This window comes from Mesorhizobium amorphae (assembly GCF_014843845.1).
Lineage (GTDB): Bacteria > Pseudomonadota > Alphaproteobacteria > Rhizobiales > Rhizobiaceae > Mesorhizobium > Mesorhizobium amorphae_A.
On sequence record NZ_JHQS01000039.1, the window covers coordinates 36,955 to 54,938 of the forward strand.

Sequence of the window (17,984 nt, forward strand, 5' to 3'; positions counted from 1 at the left end):
AATGCCTTGATGTTACAGCCGAGGCCGTGCTTAGAGGAGCGAATGAATCGATTCGACTACCGGCCGGATATTGACGGCCTTCGTGCCTTTGCGGTTTCTGCTGTTGTCCTATTCCACGCAGGGTTCTCAACCCTTTCCGGTGGCTATGTCGGCGTCGACGTCTTCTTCGTGATCAGTGGCTATTTGATTACAAAGATAGTTGTTGAACGGGTGCGCGCCGGAACATTCAGCTTTTCCGACTTTTACGCCCGGCGCGCACGCCGGCTATTTCCAGCACTATTTTCCACGATCTTTGTCACATTCGTTTGTGCCGCATTCATCCAAGGCCCAGAGGACTTTCGCAGCTTTTCCGGCTCTGCCGCCATGGCGATCCTGTCGCTGTCGAATGTCTATTTCTGGATGCAAAGCGGCTATTTCGATGCAGCCGCAACGACCAAGCCACTCTTGCACACTTGGTCGCTTGGGGTCGAAGAACAATTCTATTTGATCTGGCCAGCCATCATCTCTGCCTCGGTGCGGAAGGGCCGACTGGCCCTTGTGGCCGTGGCCGCGTTTGGTCTCATCAGTTTCACGGCGTGCCTTTTGGCTATGCGCTTTGATTTAACGGCCGCGTTCTTCCTTACACCGTTTCGCATATTTGAGTTTGCCTGCGGAGCCGCCCTTGTGTGGGCCAAGACGCCAGGGCGTCTGTCTTCCGACATTGCTTACACCACCGGTGGCTTGGCAATCCTTTACGCCATTCTTCAGTTCGATGCCGGGACGTCGTTTCCAGGATGGCATGCGGCACTTCCCACTCTAGGGACCGCGATGATGATCTACGGCGGGCGCAACGCCGTCGCTGCCTTGCCGCTTAAAACGGCACCGGCTCTATTGATTGGCCGAGCAAGCTATTCGATCTATCTCGTGCACTGGCCCATTGTCGTCTTTTGGCTCCATGCAACCGGGCGCGACCTCGACACGTTCCAGGGCGTCGCCGCCATCGCTCTATCGATACTGCTTGGCTATTTGCTTCATGGGTTCATCGAGCGTCCACTAAGATACTCCCATGCCTTGCAGGGCCGGCGGCTGGTGACGATCTGCACTTCGGCCACCGCCCTGATTGTTGCACCGTCATTGCATAGCTGGGCTACAAAAGGCTGGACTTGGCGATTGCCAGAAGCGCTTCGCGGAGTAAACAGCTACGATATGGATGTTCTCATGAAATACGTATGGGCGAATGACATCCGCCTGAGCAGCAACACCTTTAAGCCTGGCAGAAAACATATCCTCATCGTGGGGGACAGCCAGTCCGCTGATTTTACGAACATCCTGTTGGAAGGAAACCACGAGCGGAACGTCGACATAGTCACCTATACGTTCAACTATGGCTGCAACATTCCATATGCCGATGATCAGCAGTATTGGGACCAAGAAAATATCTACACCACGTCAGACCCTTCCCTTGAGGAGAAATGCAAAGAGAGAAGCAACGCGCTCCTTTCCAGCCCCGCACTCAAAAAGGCGGATGTGGTTATCGTCGCGTTCCTATGGGAACGATACGGTGCGAAACGCATGCGTGCTGCCGCCGACAAAATTGAGTCAATCAGCCCAGCTCGCGTATATGTCCTAGGCAGAAAGAACCTCCTCAAGAGCAGCATCGATTTCGTTAACATGAACGGGAAGTTGGACGGGCTCGGGAGCTTGGCTGCGCGGTTCAAGGCTTCCGACACTCTCTTTATAAACAACATGCTGGCTCAGCAATTTGGTAATCGCTATCTGGACATCTTTTCATCAGTTTGCCCCGACCAAGATAAGTGCGTGGTGCTAGATGAAAAGCAACACCCCATCTTCTATGATGCGGCTCACCTGACCCAGAGCGGTGCACGATACTTCGCCAAGCACGCCGCTCGAAAGCTCATCGATCCCGCCAACTTGTGAGCTGGGCCGTGTTGTCTTGTACCACATTCTCGGCCACATTAATCTCGCCAGCAGCAGGAGCACCGCCGGTGGATTGCCAAACGCAATGCTGCCTCACCGAGGTCCGCTACAGCGATGACCATAGCCAGAGGAGATGGAGCCGCTCGTGGTGAGTTTGGCTCGCGAGAGTTGGTAGAAGGCTGGCCTAAGCGACCGAATCCTACGCCAATCGTCTCCCGACACGCTGTTATGACGGGCTAGCGGGCCTCGGCAGTGATTTCTTGGCTGAACGTTTCCAGAAAGCTGTACCCCGCTGAATAGTTAACCCGTCCTTCAGTGGGCCTGCATAGGCTTGCGCTGCGACGAAATCCTCGGAAGCAAGCTAACCCATCCATGGCCCTGAAGAAAGAAGACACGCTGGAGGCCGGAATCCTTCAGGATCAGCTTGCTGACCTGAGGGCCGGTCTCTTCGTGTCGATGCCCATAAGCACTGTTCTGTCAGGCCTGATTCTGGCGGTGCAGACCCTTTCAGGCAACGGCTCTGGCGCCGCGATCTGGTTCCTGGTCGTCAATGCGATAAATGTCGGCCGCCTTGCATTCGCCCGTTATCAGCTGAAGGACACCAGACGCCAGGGCGATCTAACGCGGATTTCGCCGCGGCTTCGCTGGTTTGGCCTCCTTGCTCTTCTGGCGGGGTTTGCCTGGTCCTTTCTTGCTGTCCTGACCGTTGGATACACGACAGCTCACGCACCGCTGCATCTGATTATTCTGGCCGGCATCGCAGCTGGTGCGGTTACATATGGCAGTTCATACGCCGCGGCAGCGACCAACTTCATCACACCCCCGCTCCTCGTCACAGCGGGGTGCTTGCTGGCGAAAGGCAACCTTGAAGGCTATATTCTTGCTTTCACTGTTCTGCTCTTCCTAGGCGGCCTGGTTCGAGCCGCGTTTGTCGGACAAGCGCGCTTCCGCGATGCGAGCCGCCTCAGGCATGAGGCCGAGCGGCTTGCGGCCGAAATGGAGGTCAATTCCAGGCAGGACCACCTGACGGCCCTTCTTAACAGGCGTGGCCTCGAACACGCTATCGGTCGGTTCGAGAATGCAGCCGGGCCCTTCGTTGCCATGCTGATTGATCTGGACGGGTTCAAATCCGTTAACGACACCTACGGCCACAGGACTGGTGATGAACTGCTTGTCAGGATCGCCCGCCGCATAGAGCAGGAAGCACCGGAAGGCTCAACGCTCGCCCGCATCGGCGGCGATGAATTCGTGCTGTTTTTTCCCTCACTCAGGAGTTCGCTTTCTGCCAGTAATCTCGCATCCAATATCATAGCCAAAGTTACCCGCCCCTATCCTGAGGTCGCGTCCGTCCGGGTCGGGGCATCTATCGGAATATACTTGGCCGAAAGCCCGGGACTGACGGAAATGTTGTTGCGGGCCGATATCGCCCTTTACACGGCCAAGCGTCGTGGCAGGAACGAATTTTGCCTGTTCGATGCCGAACTCGACAGGGAACTGCAACGCCGCCAGTCCATCGAACGCGACCTTCATTCGGCGATAAAGACGAGAAGCCTGGTGCCTTGGTTCCAGTCCATCGTAACACTCGACACCGAGGCCGTGGTCGGTTTTGAAGCCTTGCTAAGGTGGTCCCATCCGATTCATGGCTCCATCTCTCCACCCGAAATCATCACGGCCGCACGCCAAACCGGACTGCTTCAGCTGCTGACCCAAACGGTCTTCGCCGACTGTTGCGCTCTTATCGACGGTTTGGTGAGGGCTGACTGCCGTGATGTCCGTGTGGCGATGAATGTTTCACCGCGCGAACTGGAAGCCGGCGATATCGACGACATGATTCTGGATGGTCTGGCGGCAAAAGGTCTGCCTGCAACGATGTTCGAAATCGAGATTACCGAAGAATCCCCGGTGGACCCGGACAGAGTGGATGAAAAGCTCGCACGGCTTTCACACGCCGGCATTTCCATCGCGCTCGACGACTTCGGCACCGGCTTTTCCACCTTGGCGTCGCTCAAGGACAGCCGGATACGCAAGGTGAAAATAGACCAGGGCTTCGTTCGCGGCTTAGCCAGGTCCCAAGAGGACCGGCTGCTTGTCAAAACGGTGATCGATCTTGGCGGGGCGCTCGGGATCGAGGTCATGGCCGAGGGCGTCGAGACGGAGGCGGATCGGCAAACCCTGCATAAGCTTGGCTGCAGAATCGCTCAGGGCTTTCTGTTCTCTAAGGCGATGCCTCTGAGCCAGGCGCTCGATTTGGCAGCAAAAGAGCACGCGAAGGAGTCGTGACCGGCACCCGCCGCCACCATCTCTCGCGGCCGCGCGCTCATGAGGGTATCGAGACTTCCTTGTTTGAAAAGCGTGACACTCCGCCCTCCGCGTCAGCCGGCGAACAGTTAGCCGGTCGTAACCATCCAGTGCCCGGTCGATATGGCTGCGAAGAGCCTTGCGGGCGCGGACCGGTTCAAGCGCCGGGTCGATGCCGAGAATGAGATCGGCCATCTCCTCTTCGCCGGCATTGTCGGCGCAGGCGTCCAGGATCCGCAGGTAAATCGTGAAATGCTCCCTGTCGTAACTCGTGAGGTTCTCCGACCAGGGGACTTCCTCGCGCAGCGTTGAGCTTCGAGTCTCATCTGTTCCCGTTGATCGATCCATGCCTGCTGCGAACCTCGCCTGTTGAGCGCTGGATCCAACGCAGCATATCCCAAAATGGGATAGTCCGAGAGCGGCGTCTCGATGTGATCGAGTTTCTCGACGTAACTGCGGCGCTTGACCTGATGCGTGCGAGATTCTGTCCAGCCTCCGGACGTAGCGGGCGCCCGCGCGCCTGAGGGGCGCGCGCCGGGTGCTCGTGAACCGAGCCCGCTTTTTCTTCGGCCAGGCTCAGGCGGTCTCGGCCATTCGGCTTCGCCCCCTGGCGCGGGCAGCCTGTCGGCTGCTGACGGTCACCGGCCAGGCGGCCGGCGCGGTCTGTCTTTTGGCCTTTCCCGGTGGCGCGGGGTGGGCGGCACTCCCTTCTAGGCCCGCCGCGGCATCCCGCAACCCTTCGCTCTCGCTTCGGGTCCTTCTCTTCGTTCCGGTCCTTCGGATGCGGTCCGCCTCCGACGGCAGGCCTTTCCGGTCGCGACTCGCCGCCCACCCCGCTTCCGGGGAAAGGCGCGATTGGTGAGCGGAGGATAAAACGATGCGTGCAAACAGCAAGCGTTCCGCCAGCGGAAAGGCTGGCGCAGGCAAGGGCGGGCGCTCGGGCGCCAGCCTCTATCAGGAGATCACCGACCGCATCATTGCCGAACTGGAGCGCGGCACCGTGCCATGGGTCAAGCCATGGGGCAGCGCAAAGGCCGGCCTCGGCCTGCCGAGGAATGCCGCCACCGGGCGCGGGTATTCCGGGATCAATATCCTTATCCTGTGGGGCGCCGTCATCGAGCGCGCTTACCCCAGCCAGAGCTGGCTGACCTTCCGGCAGGCGCTCGGCCTTGGCGGCAATGTCAGGAAGGGTGAGCGCGGCACCACCATCGTGCATGCCGACCGCTTTGTTCCCAAAGACGAAAAAGAGCGCGCCAAGGCCGATGGCGACGAGCCGCAGGCCGTTCCTTTTTTGAAGCGCTTTACCGTCTTCAATGTCGCGCAGTGCGATAACCTGCCCGAACATCTCCATGCCGCCGCCGAGCCGCTGCCTCGGCGCGAGATCGTCCCGCAGGCCGAGGCTCTTATCCGCAGAAGCGGCGCGGATTTCAGGATCGGCGGCGATCGCGCTTTCTACATGCCGAGCAGCGACTCCATTCAGGTGCCGCCGCAGCCCGCTTTCTTCCAGCAGATCGACTACTACCGCACCTGCTTTCACGAGCTTGGCCACTGGACCGGCCACCCGACGCGGCTCGCTCGCGACCTCTCCGGCTCTTTCGGCTCCAAGAGCTACGCGCGCGAGGAACTGGTCGCCGAAATCACTGCCGCCTTCGTCTGCAGCAGTCTCGGCATCGAACCGACCGTGCGCCATGCCGACTATATCGGCTCATGGCTGAAGGTTCTGCGCGAGGACAACCGCGCCATCTTCCGCGCCGCCAGCCAAGCCTCCAAAGCCACCGATTTCCTGCTTGGCCGTAACGGCGAGGCCGAAGGCGCGGACCGAGAGGAGATCGCGGCATGAGCGCGCGCGATCCCCACACACCGAAATTCCCGGCGTCCGCCCGCGCGGCGCAGAAGCCGCGCGATATCGGCCGCTTCGACCAAGCCGCCCGCAACCAACTCGACCCGTTCTGAAGAGGAACTCTTGCCATGATCCTGATCACCGATCACCTACGCGCCCGGCTTCTCGCCAATGGCGCAGCCGACACCGAAACCGACCATGTCCCGGTCGTGAAACTGTTCGATCCGACCGGGCCGGCGACCTGGCTTCTGGCCGAACTCGATGCCGATGGCGACACGCTGTTCGGCCTTTGCGACCTCGGTTTCGGCTTTCCCGAACTCGGCAGCGTCAGCCTTGCCGAGCTTGAAAGCGTCAAGGGCCGGCTTGGCCTCGGCATCGAGCGCGACCTCTATTTTCACGCCAGCTTTGCGCTCTCCGTCTATGCCGAGGCCGCGCGCTGCGCCGGCCACATCACCGAAGCCGAGCGGCTTCTGCGACAGGCAGCAGACGCCCTTTCAAAATCCCATTCCGAGCTTCCGCCAAACACGGCGGGACTAGCGCGCCGGTAGGCGCAAAACCGTCCCGCCGCGCCGGCCTGCGGCCTCCGCGGCGGGGACAACCCCAACCAAAGCGAAGGAGAGTAACCATGCAGCTTGCCCACATTCCGCTTGATAGGCTCAAGATTTCCGCCGCCAACATGCGCCACGGAAAACGCGCGCCTGATATCTCCGACATTCTGCCCTCCGTCCGCGCGCGCGGCGTTCTTGTGCCACTTCTGGTGCGGGCCAATGGCGAGCCGGAAAGCTTCGAGATCGTCGCCGGCAGGCGGCGCTATTTCGCCGCGAAATCGATCGCCGACGAGCGCGGCGAGGAAGATCCCTTGCCCTGCGCCATCATGGAGGACGGCGACGACGCCGATGCGCTCGAAGCCTCGCTGATCGAAAACATAGCCCGCCTCGATCCCGACGAAGTCTCGCAATGGGAGACGTTTTCGCGGCTTATCAGCCAGGGTCGCACCGTTGCCGACATCGCCGCGACCTTTGGCATCACCGAGCTGATGGTCAAACGCATCCTGGCGCTTGGCGACCTCTTGCCCAAGATCCGCGAGGCCTATCGGCGGGACGAGATCGACGCCGAGACCGCGCGCTATCTCACCATGGCCTCCAAGGCGCAGCAGAAGGACTGGCTGGCGCTGTTTGCCAATCCCGAACAATACGCGCCGCTTGGGCTTCAGTTGAAGCAATGGCTGTTCGGTGGCCAGTCGATCTCCACCAAGGTGGCGCTGTTTGCCATCGAGGATTATCCCGGCCTGACCGTCTCCGATCTGTTCGGCCAGGACAGCTATTTCGCTGATGCCGACCAGTTCTGGCAAAAACAGAACGAAGCGATTGCCGCCACACGCGACGCCTATCTGGAAGCCGGCTGGTGCGAGGTGGTCGTGCTGGAACCGGGACAGCATTTCCACTCATGGGATTACGAGAAGACGCCGAAAAAAAAGGGCGGCAAGGTCTTCATTGCGGTGACCCATCGCGGCGAGGTCGAGTATCACGAGGGCTGGCTCTCGCGCAGGGAAGCCCGGCGCGCCCGCGATAAAGGCGAGGGGCCAGACGAAGCTGAAACACCCGCCAAGCCATCGCGTCCGGAACTCACCGGCCCGATGCAGAACTATGTCGATCTGCACCGCCACGCCGCCGTGCGCGCGGCCATGCTCGACCATCCGGCAGTAGCGCTGCGCCTCATGGTGGCGCACGCCATCACCGGTTCCGGCCTGTGGCAGGTGCGCCGCGAGCCGCAGCGCGCGGCCAGCCAGTCGGTGACGGCCAGTCTTGCCGGCTGCAAGGCCGAAGCCGCATTCGCCGAAAAGCAGCGTGCGATGTTGGCCCTGCTCGCCGTGCCGGACGAGGATGGCAGGGTCGCCGGCGGCAATGGCGACGCCTTTGCTACCGCCAGCGTCTTCGCCCGGCTTTTGGCGCTCTCCGACGATGACGTCATGCGCGCTTTGGCCATCGTCATGGCCGAGACGTTAGAGGCCGGCAGCGCCGTCATCGAGGCGCTCGGCAACCATCTGAACGTCGACATGGGCGCTTACTGGCAACCCGATGACGCCTTCTTCGACCTGCTGCGCGACAAGGAAATCGCCAATTCGATGCTCGCCGATGTCGGCGGCAAGCATGTCGCGGACAGCAATGTCGCCGAGAAGGCAAAGACGCAAAAGAAGATCATCCGCGACTTCCTGGCGGGCGAAAACGGTCGCAGACAAGTCGAGGCCTGGCTGCCGCGCTGGATGAAATTCCCGGCCGAAAGCTACACGACCCGCGGCGGTTTCCGCACCGCCGATCAGTGGGCCAGAGTTCAGGCGTTGTTCGCCTGGCAATAGGCCTGTGAAGCCCGAGCGGCGGTTCTCTCAAGTGCCGCCCCTTGGGCGCCCGGGCGCCAGCCGAGAAGCGCACATGGCCGCAAGCCCGTCAGCGGCAGTATGGCGGTTGACGACACCGCCGAGCATAGCGTCCCGCAACGCCGCCGAAGGCGGAATGCACCCGATCGATAGCCGCTGGCCGAGGAATTGCCGTCTTGCGCCAATACCCTTTTTTAGCGTGCCGTGAATTTCTCCCGAAGGGGTTTGGTGCGTAGCGGAAACGTGTTCGCTTGGATGGATATATTGCCGAGCCCCCGCTTCGACGCGGCCGTCACCCTTTGGTTTCCGGTATGGGCGAAGTCGACCAAGCCGTGGCATTGCGAGTCACATGGAGGCGAACTTCGTTCGGCAGGTATAACAGCGTCGTGTCGCTGAAGGCATCTCCTTGCACGTCATCGAATTTGCCGCTGACTCCGCCGGTCGAGGTGATAATGGTATAGGTCCGGTCCATGAGCGCCTCTGGGTCGGCGCCGGCTGGCGGGGTGACCGTCACCACGCCCCCCGACAGCCTGACCGGGCCGTCGACGACGAGCTGGTCGCTGTTGTCTTCGTCAACCTCGATGTGGAGTACACTGCCCTTGTCGAAGATCACGTTGCCGTTCGACGTCAGCGTGCCGATCGAGTTACCGGGCGACACGATGCCGCCGACGGCTACTTCAATGCCGCCCACTGCGCCGATGCCTCCCAACGTGCCCATATTTGCGACGACTTTCGAGGTGATCGAGCCGTCCACCGCAAGTAGGCCGCCGTTGATCAATGTATCGTCCCTATAAGTGCTGTGGCCGGTTAGCCTCAGCGTACCGATGCCGGATTTGGTAAGGCCTCCCGAATAGTTGTTGGGCTCGGTGCGTTTGGCGGCGAGTGTGTGCACGAGTGCCTCATAGGCATTGAACTCTGAAGTTGCCCCGGCCACCCGCTCCTCGGCGGTCGTTGCCCGTATCGTATCAAGGCTCCCTTCGGGAGTACCGGTGAAGTCGACGAATTGCGCCGTCTGCGGAATGCTCGTGTTGGGTGCCATGGCACCGAATGCGTTCCATAGGGCGATGGCGATCGGATTTGCATGCATGGCCTTCTCAGCCGCGTTGAAGGCCTCTTCGGAGCCGCCTTCGCATGCCACAGCGTCGGCCGCTTCGTAGCGAACCCGCACCAGCTTGATCGCCTCGCTGAAGGCGTGGGGCGTCACTTCTGCCGCGACGTCGTTCCTGATTTTCTGGATCGCCTCCTCTCTCACCCCGTTCTGCCAACGTTCGGCGATCTTCCTTGCTTCCCAATCGGCGATCGTCTGCTGGTCCTCGCCCTTGCGCTGATCCAGGCCGCCCTGCGAAATGTCGTTGCTCCAGACCTCCTCGCTGGAGCCGCGATAAAAGCCGGGCAGCTTTGCCTCGAAGCGCCCCAGAAACTGAGCGGGGCCCTTCAGCGCCTTCTCCAGATCGATGAGCCCCCAGCCGAAAACGTCGTCGACGCCGGCGTCGCCGAGGTCAGTTGCCGTCGTCTTGAGAATCTCGTTGAGCTCGCCATTGGCGAGGTAGGGATAGCGTTCTTTCATCACTGCGAAAGCGCCGGTGGCGAATGGACCGGCCACCGAGGTACCGCCGAACTTGTGGTAAGCCGTGTGCAGACGGTACTCGTGGACGATGTCGCCCCGCTTAAGGCCGACAATGTCGCTTCCTGGAATGCTGCTGTTGATCTGGGTCCCTGGCGCGGCGACGCAATAATACTTCGCGTAGCCGCAAATGCTGGACGAGCTGCTCTTCGAATGCGGGTTTTTCGTATCCGCGACGACGCTCATCGTCGTCAGCCAGTGTTTTTCGATGTCGGGCACGAAGCTGGCAAGCCCGGCCATCGCATCCGGCTGCCGCCCGCCGTCGTTGCCGGCCGAGAATTCGACGACGATGCCGCTGCGTGCCGCCTTGATGGCGCCGTCATAGGCGCCGCCATCGGGCGTGCCGCGGATCGCCTCGATCTCCTGGAACTGCGAATAGGCCTGCACGTAGGACCACGACGAAACCGATAGGCCGATGCCCCAGCTGTCGGTGACGATGTCGACGCCGGCATCGATCATCACCTGCCAGGCCGCGCCATAAACGGCGCCGTCATTGCCCTTCACTCGACCATCCTCGGGTCCGGGGTCGTAGCTGTTCGCGGCGAAAAGGTCGGCATCGAACGCCACGCCCATCGTGCCGGTCCCGTCCCTGTTGGCGCCGGCTATGCCCGCCACATGGGTCCCGTGCGCCGAAACAGTGTCCAAGCCGTCGATGTACTGCCGGCCGTCGGCGACAAACGGATCGCCGGCTTCGACCGGAATGTAAGGGTCTGTATAGACGCGTGTGCCCGAGGTGGGGAGAAAGGTCAGCCGGCCGGCAAACTCTGGATGCGCCGCCCAGACCGGCTGGTCGATGAAGCCGATATTCGCATCCTTGCCGGTGAAGCCCATGGCATAGGCGGCATCCGCGTTGATGACTCCGAGTCCGACGTTGCCGTTGAATTCGACGTCATTGCGCCAGCTCGCGCGCGCGGCTTCCAGGTCGGAGGTCATGCTGCCGTCAGCATCAACATACTGCCGCGCCTCACTTCGCGCCGACGCTGCGGCGAGCAGCGCCGCCGTTAATACAACTGTCGTTTTGAGATGCTTGCGAAGGGTGGAGAGGGAGCAGCGATGCGCCGAGCTTATGGTGCAAACGTCAAGGAAGGGCATTCAAGAAGTCCTCTTGTGCATCTTCAAGTCAAATTCTCCTTCTCCACCTTCTGCGTGCCGTCGACGCGGACGAAGTTCCGCACCGCACTTCAGCTGGCCGCGATGCGGCCGAAGTTCATCGCAAGGTTGGAGTCTCTAACCTGCTGCAAACGGCAGGTGCTGCATGGACCCTGCGTGCAGCGGCCACGCCGGAGAAATGGATTGGCCAGTAATCATTCTGACCATCACTCCTCTTTACGTTTTCTCCTCGGTTTTATGTTTTGTCCTCGTCCGGGCGCGCTTTGGCAGCTTCGGGAAATTGTTTTGCGGAGCCGCACAGAGAGCGCCGTAACAAACCTTCTCGCCCTTGTAATTGGCCAGCGCCTGCAGCAAATCCGGTAGACGGCGCTGTTTCAGTCCGTCCGAGATCTGAGGATCGTCCAGTGACTTCAATGCCAGCTCGACCAACTCGATCGCGCGATTTTTATTGCCACTCTCATGATAGTACCGAGCGACCGCCGGATAAGACCAGAACTTGGGGCCGTCGCCTTGCGGGGGATTCAGGGCCAGGATCTGTTCGGAGAGCTCCTTGCCCATCGCAAAGCGCTCAGCAGGCGGGAGATGCGAGTTGTCCGTCGCGGGATCGAAGAGTTGGTCGAGGGCCATAGCCGTCCAATGCTCGGCCTCGAACTTTTTGCGGATCGCGTCCCGAACTAATTGGCGCATAACCGGCAAGCCGGTCTGCATGTCGCGCATTTTGTGAAGCAGTAGATTCGCCTGAGTCTCCCGCAAGTCGATATTGTCGGGCATCAAGGCGACGCCCTCTTCGACAGCCGAGAGCGCCGCCGTCCAATCCTGGGCCTCCATCGCCGGCCGAAGTTTGGCGTATATCGGGTTGGTCAGCGTCAGTTCGCGCGCTTTGCGTTGGTGCCTGGCAATCCGCTCCGCATCGGCGGCTTTCGCTTCATCGCTGGCGCGCCAGCTGCCGTTAAGCACTTTCGGCAAAACCTCATGGAGTTGCATCGGATGACCGACAAAGGCGATGTGGCCGTCTCGGTCGACCACGAACGAGGCCGGAATCCCGACAGAAAAGCTGGGTTCCCTCCAAAGCTTGTTCATTTCGCCGGTGTGGTCGAACGCGATCCGGTAGTTCAGATTCGAGCACTTTTCGCTCAACCACGCGTCCAACTTGGTTCGGGCCTCTTCGGCCGTTGGAGCGTTTTCATCAGCCGCGACGCCGATGACCTCAAGTCCGCTATCCCTGTATTGCTCCTGCAGCTGCACCAGATGGGGCATCGCCGCCACACAGGGTCCGCACCAGGTTGCCCAAAATTCGACGATGTAGACTTTGCCGGGCTGGAAGTTCGTGAGAGGCTCGCCACGCAGCCAATTCTCCACTCTGATCGAAGGAGCCGGTGACTCCATCCGCAATACCATGTTGCTCTCCAAAGCTATGTTGCGCGACCTCATGCGCGAGCTTGTTTGCCCCTTAAGACGGGGGCACACGGGTTCAAGGAAAGGAGAGCATCGCTCGTCTCGCGCGTCTGCATGCAGTCAGCCCTCAGTCCGTGTTGCCGCATCTCAATTTGCAAAGGCCGTGCCAGCGCGCTCATCGCGCAATAAGCGCATGATTAGGCTTCGAAAAACCGCCATGTGCTCGAGATGGCCGGTTGTATTGAACCCGACATGTTTTGTGTTCGCTGTCAGGTTTTGGACACGCATCACCCGCGCTTCGAGGCGGTTCCGCACTGCCGATCAGTGGGCAGAGTCCAGCCGCTGTTCGTCGCGGAATGAATCAATCAAGCTGAGCAGCGATTCTTTCGAGTCCCGCCGCTTGGGGCCTTTCCGGGCGTTGCCGACTGCACATTTGACCGTCTTCGAGCGCGTATCGCGCGAGGAATCCCGACGCCAATTCGACGCCATTCGGCAGCGCTCCAGCACGATGGCATGCTTGCTGAGGCGCCATGCGCATGGGCAACTATGCCGATCCGGGATGCGTCGGAGCGCGCAAGCCGTCGCCCTGCCTTGCCTGCTGCTCGTCGCGTCACCCGTTCGCGGCGACCGTCTCCGTGCTCTCTTCAAAGACCATTCCCCTGCGGCTGGCTTGTTGACCTATGGGCGGATCCGGCCCGCCCGAAACCCTCGCCAACAGCTTTTTTCCCCGCCGCCTGCGGCGGCTTCCTCGCGCCGCTTCGCTTCAAAAAAGCTGCCCGCTCGGGTCCTGCGCTGCCGCTGCGGCCCTGTCGGGTTCGGACGGTCCGGACGCGCCCATCACGGTCCGCCATCGCAGGGGAATGGTCCCTTGCGACAGCAAAAAGGAGACTTCAAATGACCGCGATCGGTTACGTCACTAGCCAAGAAAACGGCGGCTACAAGGGCCAGCTCAAGACGCTCAGCGTCCGCGCCGACATCGACATCGTGCCCAATCAGGCCAAGAGCGCCGACAACCATCCCGACTTCCGGGTGCTGACGCAAGGGGTCGAAGTGGGTGCCGGCTGGATCCGTACCGGCGAGACCTCCGGCAAGGACTATGTGAGCCTGTCGATTGCTGCCCCGGAGTTCGGCCAGCGCAAGCTCTACGCCAATCTCGGCCGCGCCGCCGGCCAGGACGATGACGGCACCTACGCCATCATCTGGAATCCGGCCGACTGAACGGCCGAACTCGAGCCTCGCGCCGCAACCGGCGCGGGGCTCTTTCCAGGTTTCTACTGCGAAGCTCGCCACTCCAAGGGGCGGCGAAAACTCTCCCCCGACTCTTCGCCCGTCCCCGAGACGACCTCGCTCGCCCATCCTCGCCTTCGCTTCTCCTTAAGCAAACGAGGACCATGATGGACGACGAAAACGAACGCGCGGCCCGCGCCAAGAAGGGCAGCCCGTTTCTCAACACAGCCCAAGCCGCCTTCTATATCGGGCTCTCCCAGCGCACGCTGGAAAAGATGCGGCTCAAGGGCGGTGGCCCGAAATTCCGCAAGCACGGCCGCTATGTCCGCTACCACATCGACGAGCTCGACGACTGGTCGAAAGGCCGCTCGCAGGACGCTACGCCCGAAGATGGCGAGGCCGGTCCTAGCGCTGCCGTCGAGGAAGGCCGCTCATGAGCCGGCGCCCTTCCATCCGGCTGATCGGCAGTCGCCTGCGGCGCATCCGGGCGCGCAACACGATCATCATTGCCGCGTTTGGCCTGGGTCTGATCGGCTTCGCCGACTTCGTCAAGCCATCGCCCTGGCTGGTCTGGAACGCCTCAGCAAGCGCGCCCGTCGGCCTTTATCGCATCGGGTTTGCAGCACCGGCTCGCGGCGATCTCGTGCTCGTCTTGCCACCAAAATCGGTTGCCAGTCTCGCCGCCGAACGCGGCTATCTGCCTCGCAATGTGCCACTGGTGAAGCGCCTTGCCGCGCTGCCGGCAGAGCATGTATGCGCCTTCAACGACGCCATCATCATCGGCGGCGAGATCGTCGCCCGCCGGCTCGCAACCGACGCCAAAGGCCGTACGCTGCCATGGTGGAACGGGTGCCGCAAGCTCGCTGACGACGAGCTTTTCCTGCTCGGCGACGACGCGGACCGATCCTTCGACAGCCGCTATTTCGGGCCGGTGCCGGCCGCAAATATCATCGGGAGGCTCGTGCCGCTATGGACCGAGTGACCCTCCTGATGCTCGGCATGATCGCTATTGCGCCATGCGCCTGTTCCGCCTCGACCGGCGCTGAGCCGGCCGTCATCTCCCGTGATCCGCAACTTCAACGATGGCAGGAGTTCGTAGCGGAAGCAAGCAGACGCTTCCGCATTCCCAAAGCCTGGATTTACGCCGTCATGAATGCTGAAAGCAGCGGCAAGACCCTGCTCGACAGCCGCCCCATCACTTCACGCGCCGGCGCGATGGGCCTCATGCAGGTGATGCCTGGCACCTATCACGATATGCGTGTCGAATACGGTCTGGGACCGGATCCGCACGATCCGCGCGACAATATTCTGGCCGGGACCGCCTATCTGCGCGCCATGTATGACCGCTTCGGATTCCCAGGTCTGTTTGCCGCCTACAACGCCGGACCGGAGGGCTACGCAAGCCATTTGAAGCGTGGCAACCCGCTGCCAAGGGAGACCGTTGACTACCTCAAACAGCTCAAGGCGACGGGGGTTTCGGCGAATGACATGAACGAATTCAAAGGCGAATCGGCCGCTTCAACGGGGCCAAACGCTCCCTCCGGACGCTCGCTCTTCTTCCTTCATGATGGTGTTCGCGCCCGCGACAGGAACGGCGATCTCTTCGTGCCGCTCGGGACGGATGGCGCGCGGCTGAAGAGGCCGGATCGCTAGCAATGTGCGGGGCGGGGGGTGTCCTGGAGGGGAGGGCGCGTAAGGCAAGATAAAGGCACCGCCTCCAAGAGGCGGTGAAGTCTTTGTCTGCACATCGTTTTCCTAGGAGGCTGCCTGCGGCGCCAGGAGGGTGGGGCGCATACGCGACTGATCTTTCTATGGTTATCCGGGAGGCTGGCGTGACAGACGACGAGTTCAGGCCGAAGCTTGGCAAAATCGGGTCGCGGGGCTCGAAGGCAGGAAAACGCTTCGCCGGTCAGGTCCGGGCAGCAATCAACAGGGCCGGGGGCAGGCCCCAGCGCGGCGGCCGCTTCACGGGAAGCCGGGTTGGGCGCGGTGGGGCTGCCGCCGCGCTGCTCAAGTCACGCGACCGATATGCTGCCTTCCGTCAGCGTCGTGTGATGGTCAAGGCACGGGTTGTGAAGCTGGCCGGCAAGGGTGTTGACGGGGCGCGTGCGCACCTGCGCTATCTCCAGCGCGACGGCGTCACCCGCGAAGGCGAGCCTGGCGGGCTCTATGGTGCCGACAGCGACCACGTCGATGGCAAGGCCTTCATCGATCGTGCCGACGGTGACCGGCATCAGTTCCGCTTCATCGTCGCGCCCGAAGACGGCATCGAGTACGACGACCTCAAGCCGTTCGCGAGGCGCCTGATGGCGCAGATGGAAGAAGACCTCGGCACCAAGCTTGACTGGGTTGCCGTCGACCATTTCAACACCGGCCATCCCCACACCCACATCATCGTGCGCGGCAAGGACGACCGCGGCGACAATCTCGTCATCGCGCCGGAGTACATTGCGAGTGGACTCCGCGAACGGGCGGCCGAGCTGGTCAGCCTCGACCTCGGCCCCCGCACCGACCGCGAGATCGAACAGCGCCTGCGCCAGGAAATCGAGCAGGAACGCTTCACCAGCATCGACCGGCAGCTGCTGCGTATGCGCGATATCGAAGGACTTGTTTCGCCGGATGGCCACGACCCCTTTCGCCACACCCTGCACCAGGGCCGGCTTCGGAAGCTCCAGCGAATGGGTCTGGCCGAGGAATTCGGCTCAGGCCGCTGGCGGTTGGATGACGAGCTCGAAACCACGCTACGCCGCATCGGCCAGCGCGGCGATATCATCAAGACGATGCATCGTGAGCTGACCGGCAAGGGGCTCGCGCGCAGTGCCGCAGACTATGTCCTCCATGGCCAGCCGGAACAACGGGACACTCAGCGTGTGATCGGCCGCGTTGTCACGCGTGGGCTGGCCGATGAAATCAACGACCGGCATTACCTCATCGTCGATGGCCTGGACGGCAAAAGCCACTACATCGACATCGGCAAAGCGGAGGCAACTGAACCGACGCCCGATGGCTGCATAGTCCGCGTCACGCCGAGAAACCTCGAGCCAAGACAGGTTGACCATACGATCGTCGAGATCGCGGCCGCCCATGACGGGCATTACAACGTCGACATCCATCTCAAGCATGATCCGTCCGCCACCCAAAGCTTCGCCGAGACGCACGTTCGGCGGCTGGAGGCAATCCGCCGCGCAACCGGTGGCGTAGAGCGCCAGCCGGACGGCACCTGGATCATCGCGCCGGATCATCTCGTGCGGGTCGCGGAGTATGAGCGCCAGCGGGCCAGGAGCGAGCCTGTCGCTGTCGACAACCTCTCGTCAATTCCGCTTGAGCGACAGGTCAGCTTCGACGGCGCCACCTGGATCGATCGGGAACTGACTTCCGATACGCCGGTGGCCGTCCGCAACTCCGGGTTCGGCCGTGAGGTCCGACAGGCGCAGGCGCGGCGGCGGCAGTGGCTGATTGCTCAAGGGTTCGCGCACGAAGACCAGGGTCGGGTCGTCTATCGAGCCAACCTCCTTTCTGTCCTGCGTCAGCGTGAGCTGAACCGGGTTGCCGGCCAACTATCGGATGAGCTCGGTCTGTCCTATGCCGAAGTTCGAACAGGAGATCGAGTGGAGGGCACGCTGCGCCGATCGATCGAACTGACCAGCGGTAAATATGCCGTGGTCGAGAAGTCGCGCGAGTTCACGCTCGTCCCCTGGCGGTCCGTGCTTGATAATCACATCGGCAAGGACGTCTCTGGCATCATGCGGGGGGAGGGGATTTCATGGAGCATCGGCCGGCAGAGGAGCGGGCCGAGTGTTTCGTGACATGACTGCACGGGAATCTTCATCCGGGCTGTGCAGAAGGGCGCCCTGTCGAGAACTGATTTATTAGCCGGCTAGCTTTAGCTGGGACGATAAGTCGTGAAGAGTTAAACGACTGATAATGCAACATTATCATTCGTTTTGGTGCGCCGACAGGCTGTGCGTTTTGAGCCGAAATCGATGGCGAAAAGCGCACGGCCGCTTTACCCTCGAAAGCATGATTCGCCTCGATCCCGCGACCGCCAGTTCCTCCGCGCCGCCAATCGTCCCGGCCTGGGCGCGCGCCGCCGGCAGCGGGCCGAGCGACGCGGATGCCGCCTTCCGAGCCGGCGCCGCCCTGGGTGCCCTCGACACGCTCGCAAGCGCGCAGCCTGCCTGGGCCGGCGCTTGGCGGCA

At 61.7% G+C, this 17,984-nt stretch carries 13 protein-coding genes; 11 read left to right on the forward strand and 2 right to left on the reverse strand.

Going from position 1 to position 17,984, the window contains the following annotated elements:
- Window positions 1–42 precede the first annotated feature (42 nt).
- The 5 genes from DH08_RS16900 (at window position 43) to DH08_RS16920 (ending at window position 8,411) form a co-directional block, all read left to right on the forward strand.
- Window positions 43–1,917 (forward strand): acyltransferase family protein, encoded by a 1,875-nt coding sequence (locus DH08_RS16900; protein WP_192180374.1) that lies wholly within the window; start codon window positions 43–45, stop codon window positions 1,915–1,917.
- A gap of 372 nt (window positions 1,918–2,289) precedes the next feature.
- Window positions 2,290–4,197, forward strand: a complete 1,908-nt coding sequence (locus tag DH08_RS16905; protein WP_192180375.1) for a putative bifunctional diguanylate cyclase/phosphodiesterase — start codon at window positions 2,290–2,292, stop codon at window positions 4,195–4,197.
- Window positions 4,198–5,092: 895 nt separating this feature from the next.
- On the forward strand, window positions 5,093–6,055 hold the full coding sequence (locus DH08_RS16910; RefSeq protein WP_192180376.1) for an ArdC family protein: 963 nt from the start codon (window positions 5,093–5,095) through the stop codon (window positions 6,053–6,055).
- Between the two features lie 128 nt (window positions 6,056–6,183).
- Window positions 6,184–6,603 carry a DUF2958 domain-containing protein gene (locus tag DH08_RS16915; RefSeq protein ID WP_192180377.1) on the forward strand — a complete coding sequence of 140 codons (420 nt, stop codon included), beginning with the start codon at window positions 6,184–6,186 and terminating at the stop codon, window positions 6,601–6,603.
- A 77-nt stretch (window positions 6,604–6,680) separates the two neighbouring features.
- Window positions 6,681–8,411 (forward strand): ParB/RepB/Spo0J family partition protein, encoded by a 1,731-nt coding sequence (locus tag DH08_RS16920; RefSeq protein ID WP_192180378.1) that lies wholly within the window; start codon window positions 6,681–6,683, stop codon window positions 8,409–8,411.
- A 310-nt stretch (window positions 8,412–8,721) separates the two neighbouring features.
- Here the strand turns inward: DH08_RS16920 and DH08_RS16925 are convergent, their stop codons facing one another.
- Together DH08_RS16925 and DH08_RS16930 are read right to left on the reverse strand one after the other, a co-directional pair.
- Window positions 8,722–10,986: a S8 family peptidase gene (locus DH08_RS16925; protein ID WP_192180379.1), complete on the reverse strand. Its 2,265-nt coding sequence runs from the start codon at window positions 10,984–10,986 to the stop codon at window positions 8,722–8,724.
- Window positions 10,987–11,379: 393 nt separating this feature from the next.
- Window positions 11,380–12,561: a TlpA disulfide reductase family protein gene (locus DH08_RS16930; RefSeq protein WP_192180380.1), complete on the reverse strand. Its 1,182-nt coding sequence runs from the start codon at window positions 12,559–12,561 to the stop codon at window positions 11,380–11,382.
- Window positions 12,562–13,452: 891 nt separating this feature from the next.
- On the opposite strand from DH08_RS16930, the gene DH08_RS16935 reads away from it, so the two are divergent.
- The 6 genes from DH08_RS16935 to DH08_RS16960 all read left to right on the forward strand — a co-directional run.
- Complete coding sequence (locus tag DH08_RS16935; protein ID WP_192180381.1) at window positions 13,453–13,776, forward strand: DUF736 domain-containing protein; 324 nt, start codon at window positions 13,453–13,455, stop codon at window positions 13,774–13,776.
- A 176-nt stretch (window positions 13,777–13,952) separates the two neighbouring features.
- Window positions 13,953–14,222, forward strand: coding sequence for a helix-turn-helix transcriptional regulator (locus DH08_RS16940; RefSeq protein ID WP_192180382.1), 270 nt, complete (start codon window positions 13,953–13,955; stop codon window positions 14,220–14,222).
- Window positions 14,219–14,767 (forward strand): S26 family signal peptidase, encoded by a 549-nt coding sequence (locus DH08_RS16945; RefSeq protein ID WP_192180383.1) that lies wholly within the window; start codon window positions 14,219–14,221, stop codon window positions 14,765–14,767. Before DH08_RS16940 ends, DH08_RS16945 begins: the two co-directional genes overlap by 4 nt.
- A complete protein-coding gene (locus tag DH08_RS16950; protein WP_192180384.1) occupies window positions 14,755–15,438 on the forward strand; it encodes a lytic transglycosylase domain-containing protein in 684 nt (227 codons plus the stop codon). The genes DH08_RS16945 and DH08_RS16950 overlap by 13 nt, the downstream gene beginning before the upstream one ends.
- 179 nt (window positions 15,439–15,617) lie before the next feature.
- The gene (gene rlxS, locus DH08_RS16955) at window positions 15,618–17,591 is read left to right on the forward strand and encodes a relaxase/mobilization nuclease RlxS (RefSeq protein ID WP_192180385.1); all 1,974 of its coding nucleotides are present in this window, start codon (window positions 15,618–15,620) and stop codon (window positions 17,589–17,591) included.
- Window positions 17,592–17,709: 118 nt separating this feature from the next.
- Window positions 17,710–17,984, forward strand: a 275-nt coding sequence (locus tag DH08_RS16960; RefSeq protein WP_246800894.1) for a DUF1403 family protein, incomplete at its 3' end; no start/stop codon positions are given.

Bases quoted from the DNA above. Each gene is read 5' to 3' on its own strand.
- DH08_RS16950 (WP_192180384.1), top strand. From the start codon at position 14,755: ATGGACCGAGTGACCCTCCTGATGCTCGGCATGATCGCTATTGCGCCA.
- DH08_RS16940 (WP_192180382.1), top strand. From the start codon at position 13,953: ATGGACGACGAAAACGAACGCGCGGCCCGCGCCAAGAAGGGCAGCCCG.
- DH08_RS16925 (WP_192180379.1), bottom strand. From the start codon at position 10,986: ATGACCTCCGACCTGGAAGCCGCGCGCGCGAGCTGGCGCAATGACGTC.
- DH08_RS16910 (WP_192180376.1), top strand. From the start codon at position 5,093: ATGCGTGCAAACAGCAAGCGTTCCGCCAGCGGAAAGGCTGGCGCAGGC.
- DH08_RS16905 (WP_192180375.1), top strand. From the start codon at position 2,290: ATGGCCCTGAAGAAAGAAGACACGCTGGAGGCCGGAATCCTTCAGGAT.
- DH08_RS16915 (WP_192180377.1), top strand. From the start codon at position 6,184: ATGATCCTGATCACCGATCACCTACGCGCCCGGCTTCTCGCCAATGGC.
- DH08_RS16930 (WP_192180380.1), bottom strand. From the start codon at position 12,561: ATGGTATTGCGGATGGAGTCACCGGCTCCTTCGATCAGAGTGGAGAAT.
- DH08_RS16945 (WP_192180383.1), top strand. From the start codon at position 14,219: ATGAGCCGGCGCCCTTCCATCCGGCTGATCGGCAGTCGCCTGCGGCGC.
- DH08_RS16920 (WP_192180378.1), top strand. From the start codon at position 6,681: ATGCAGCTTGCCCACATTCCGCTTGATAGGCTCAAGATTTCCGCCGCC.
- DH08_RS16900 (WP_192180374.1), top strand. From the start codon at position 43: ATGAATCGATTCGACTACCGGCCGGATATTGACGGCCTTCGTGCCTTT.
- DH08_RS16935 (WP_192180381.1), top strand. From the start codon at position 13,453: ATGACCGCGATCGGTTACGTCACTAGCCAAGAAAACGGCGGCTACAAG.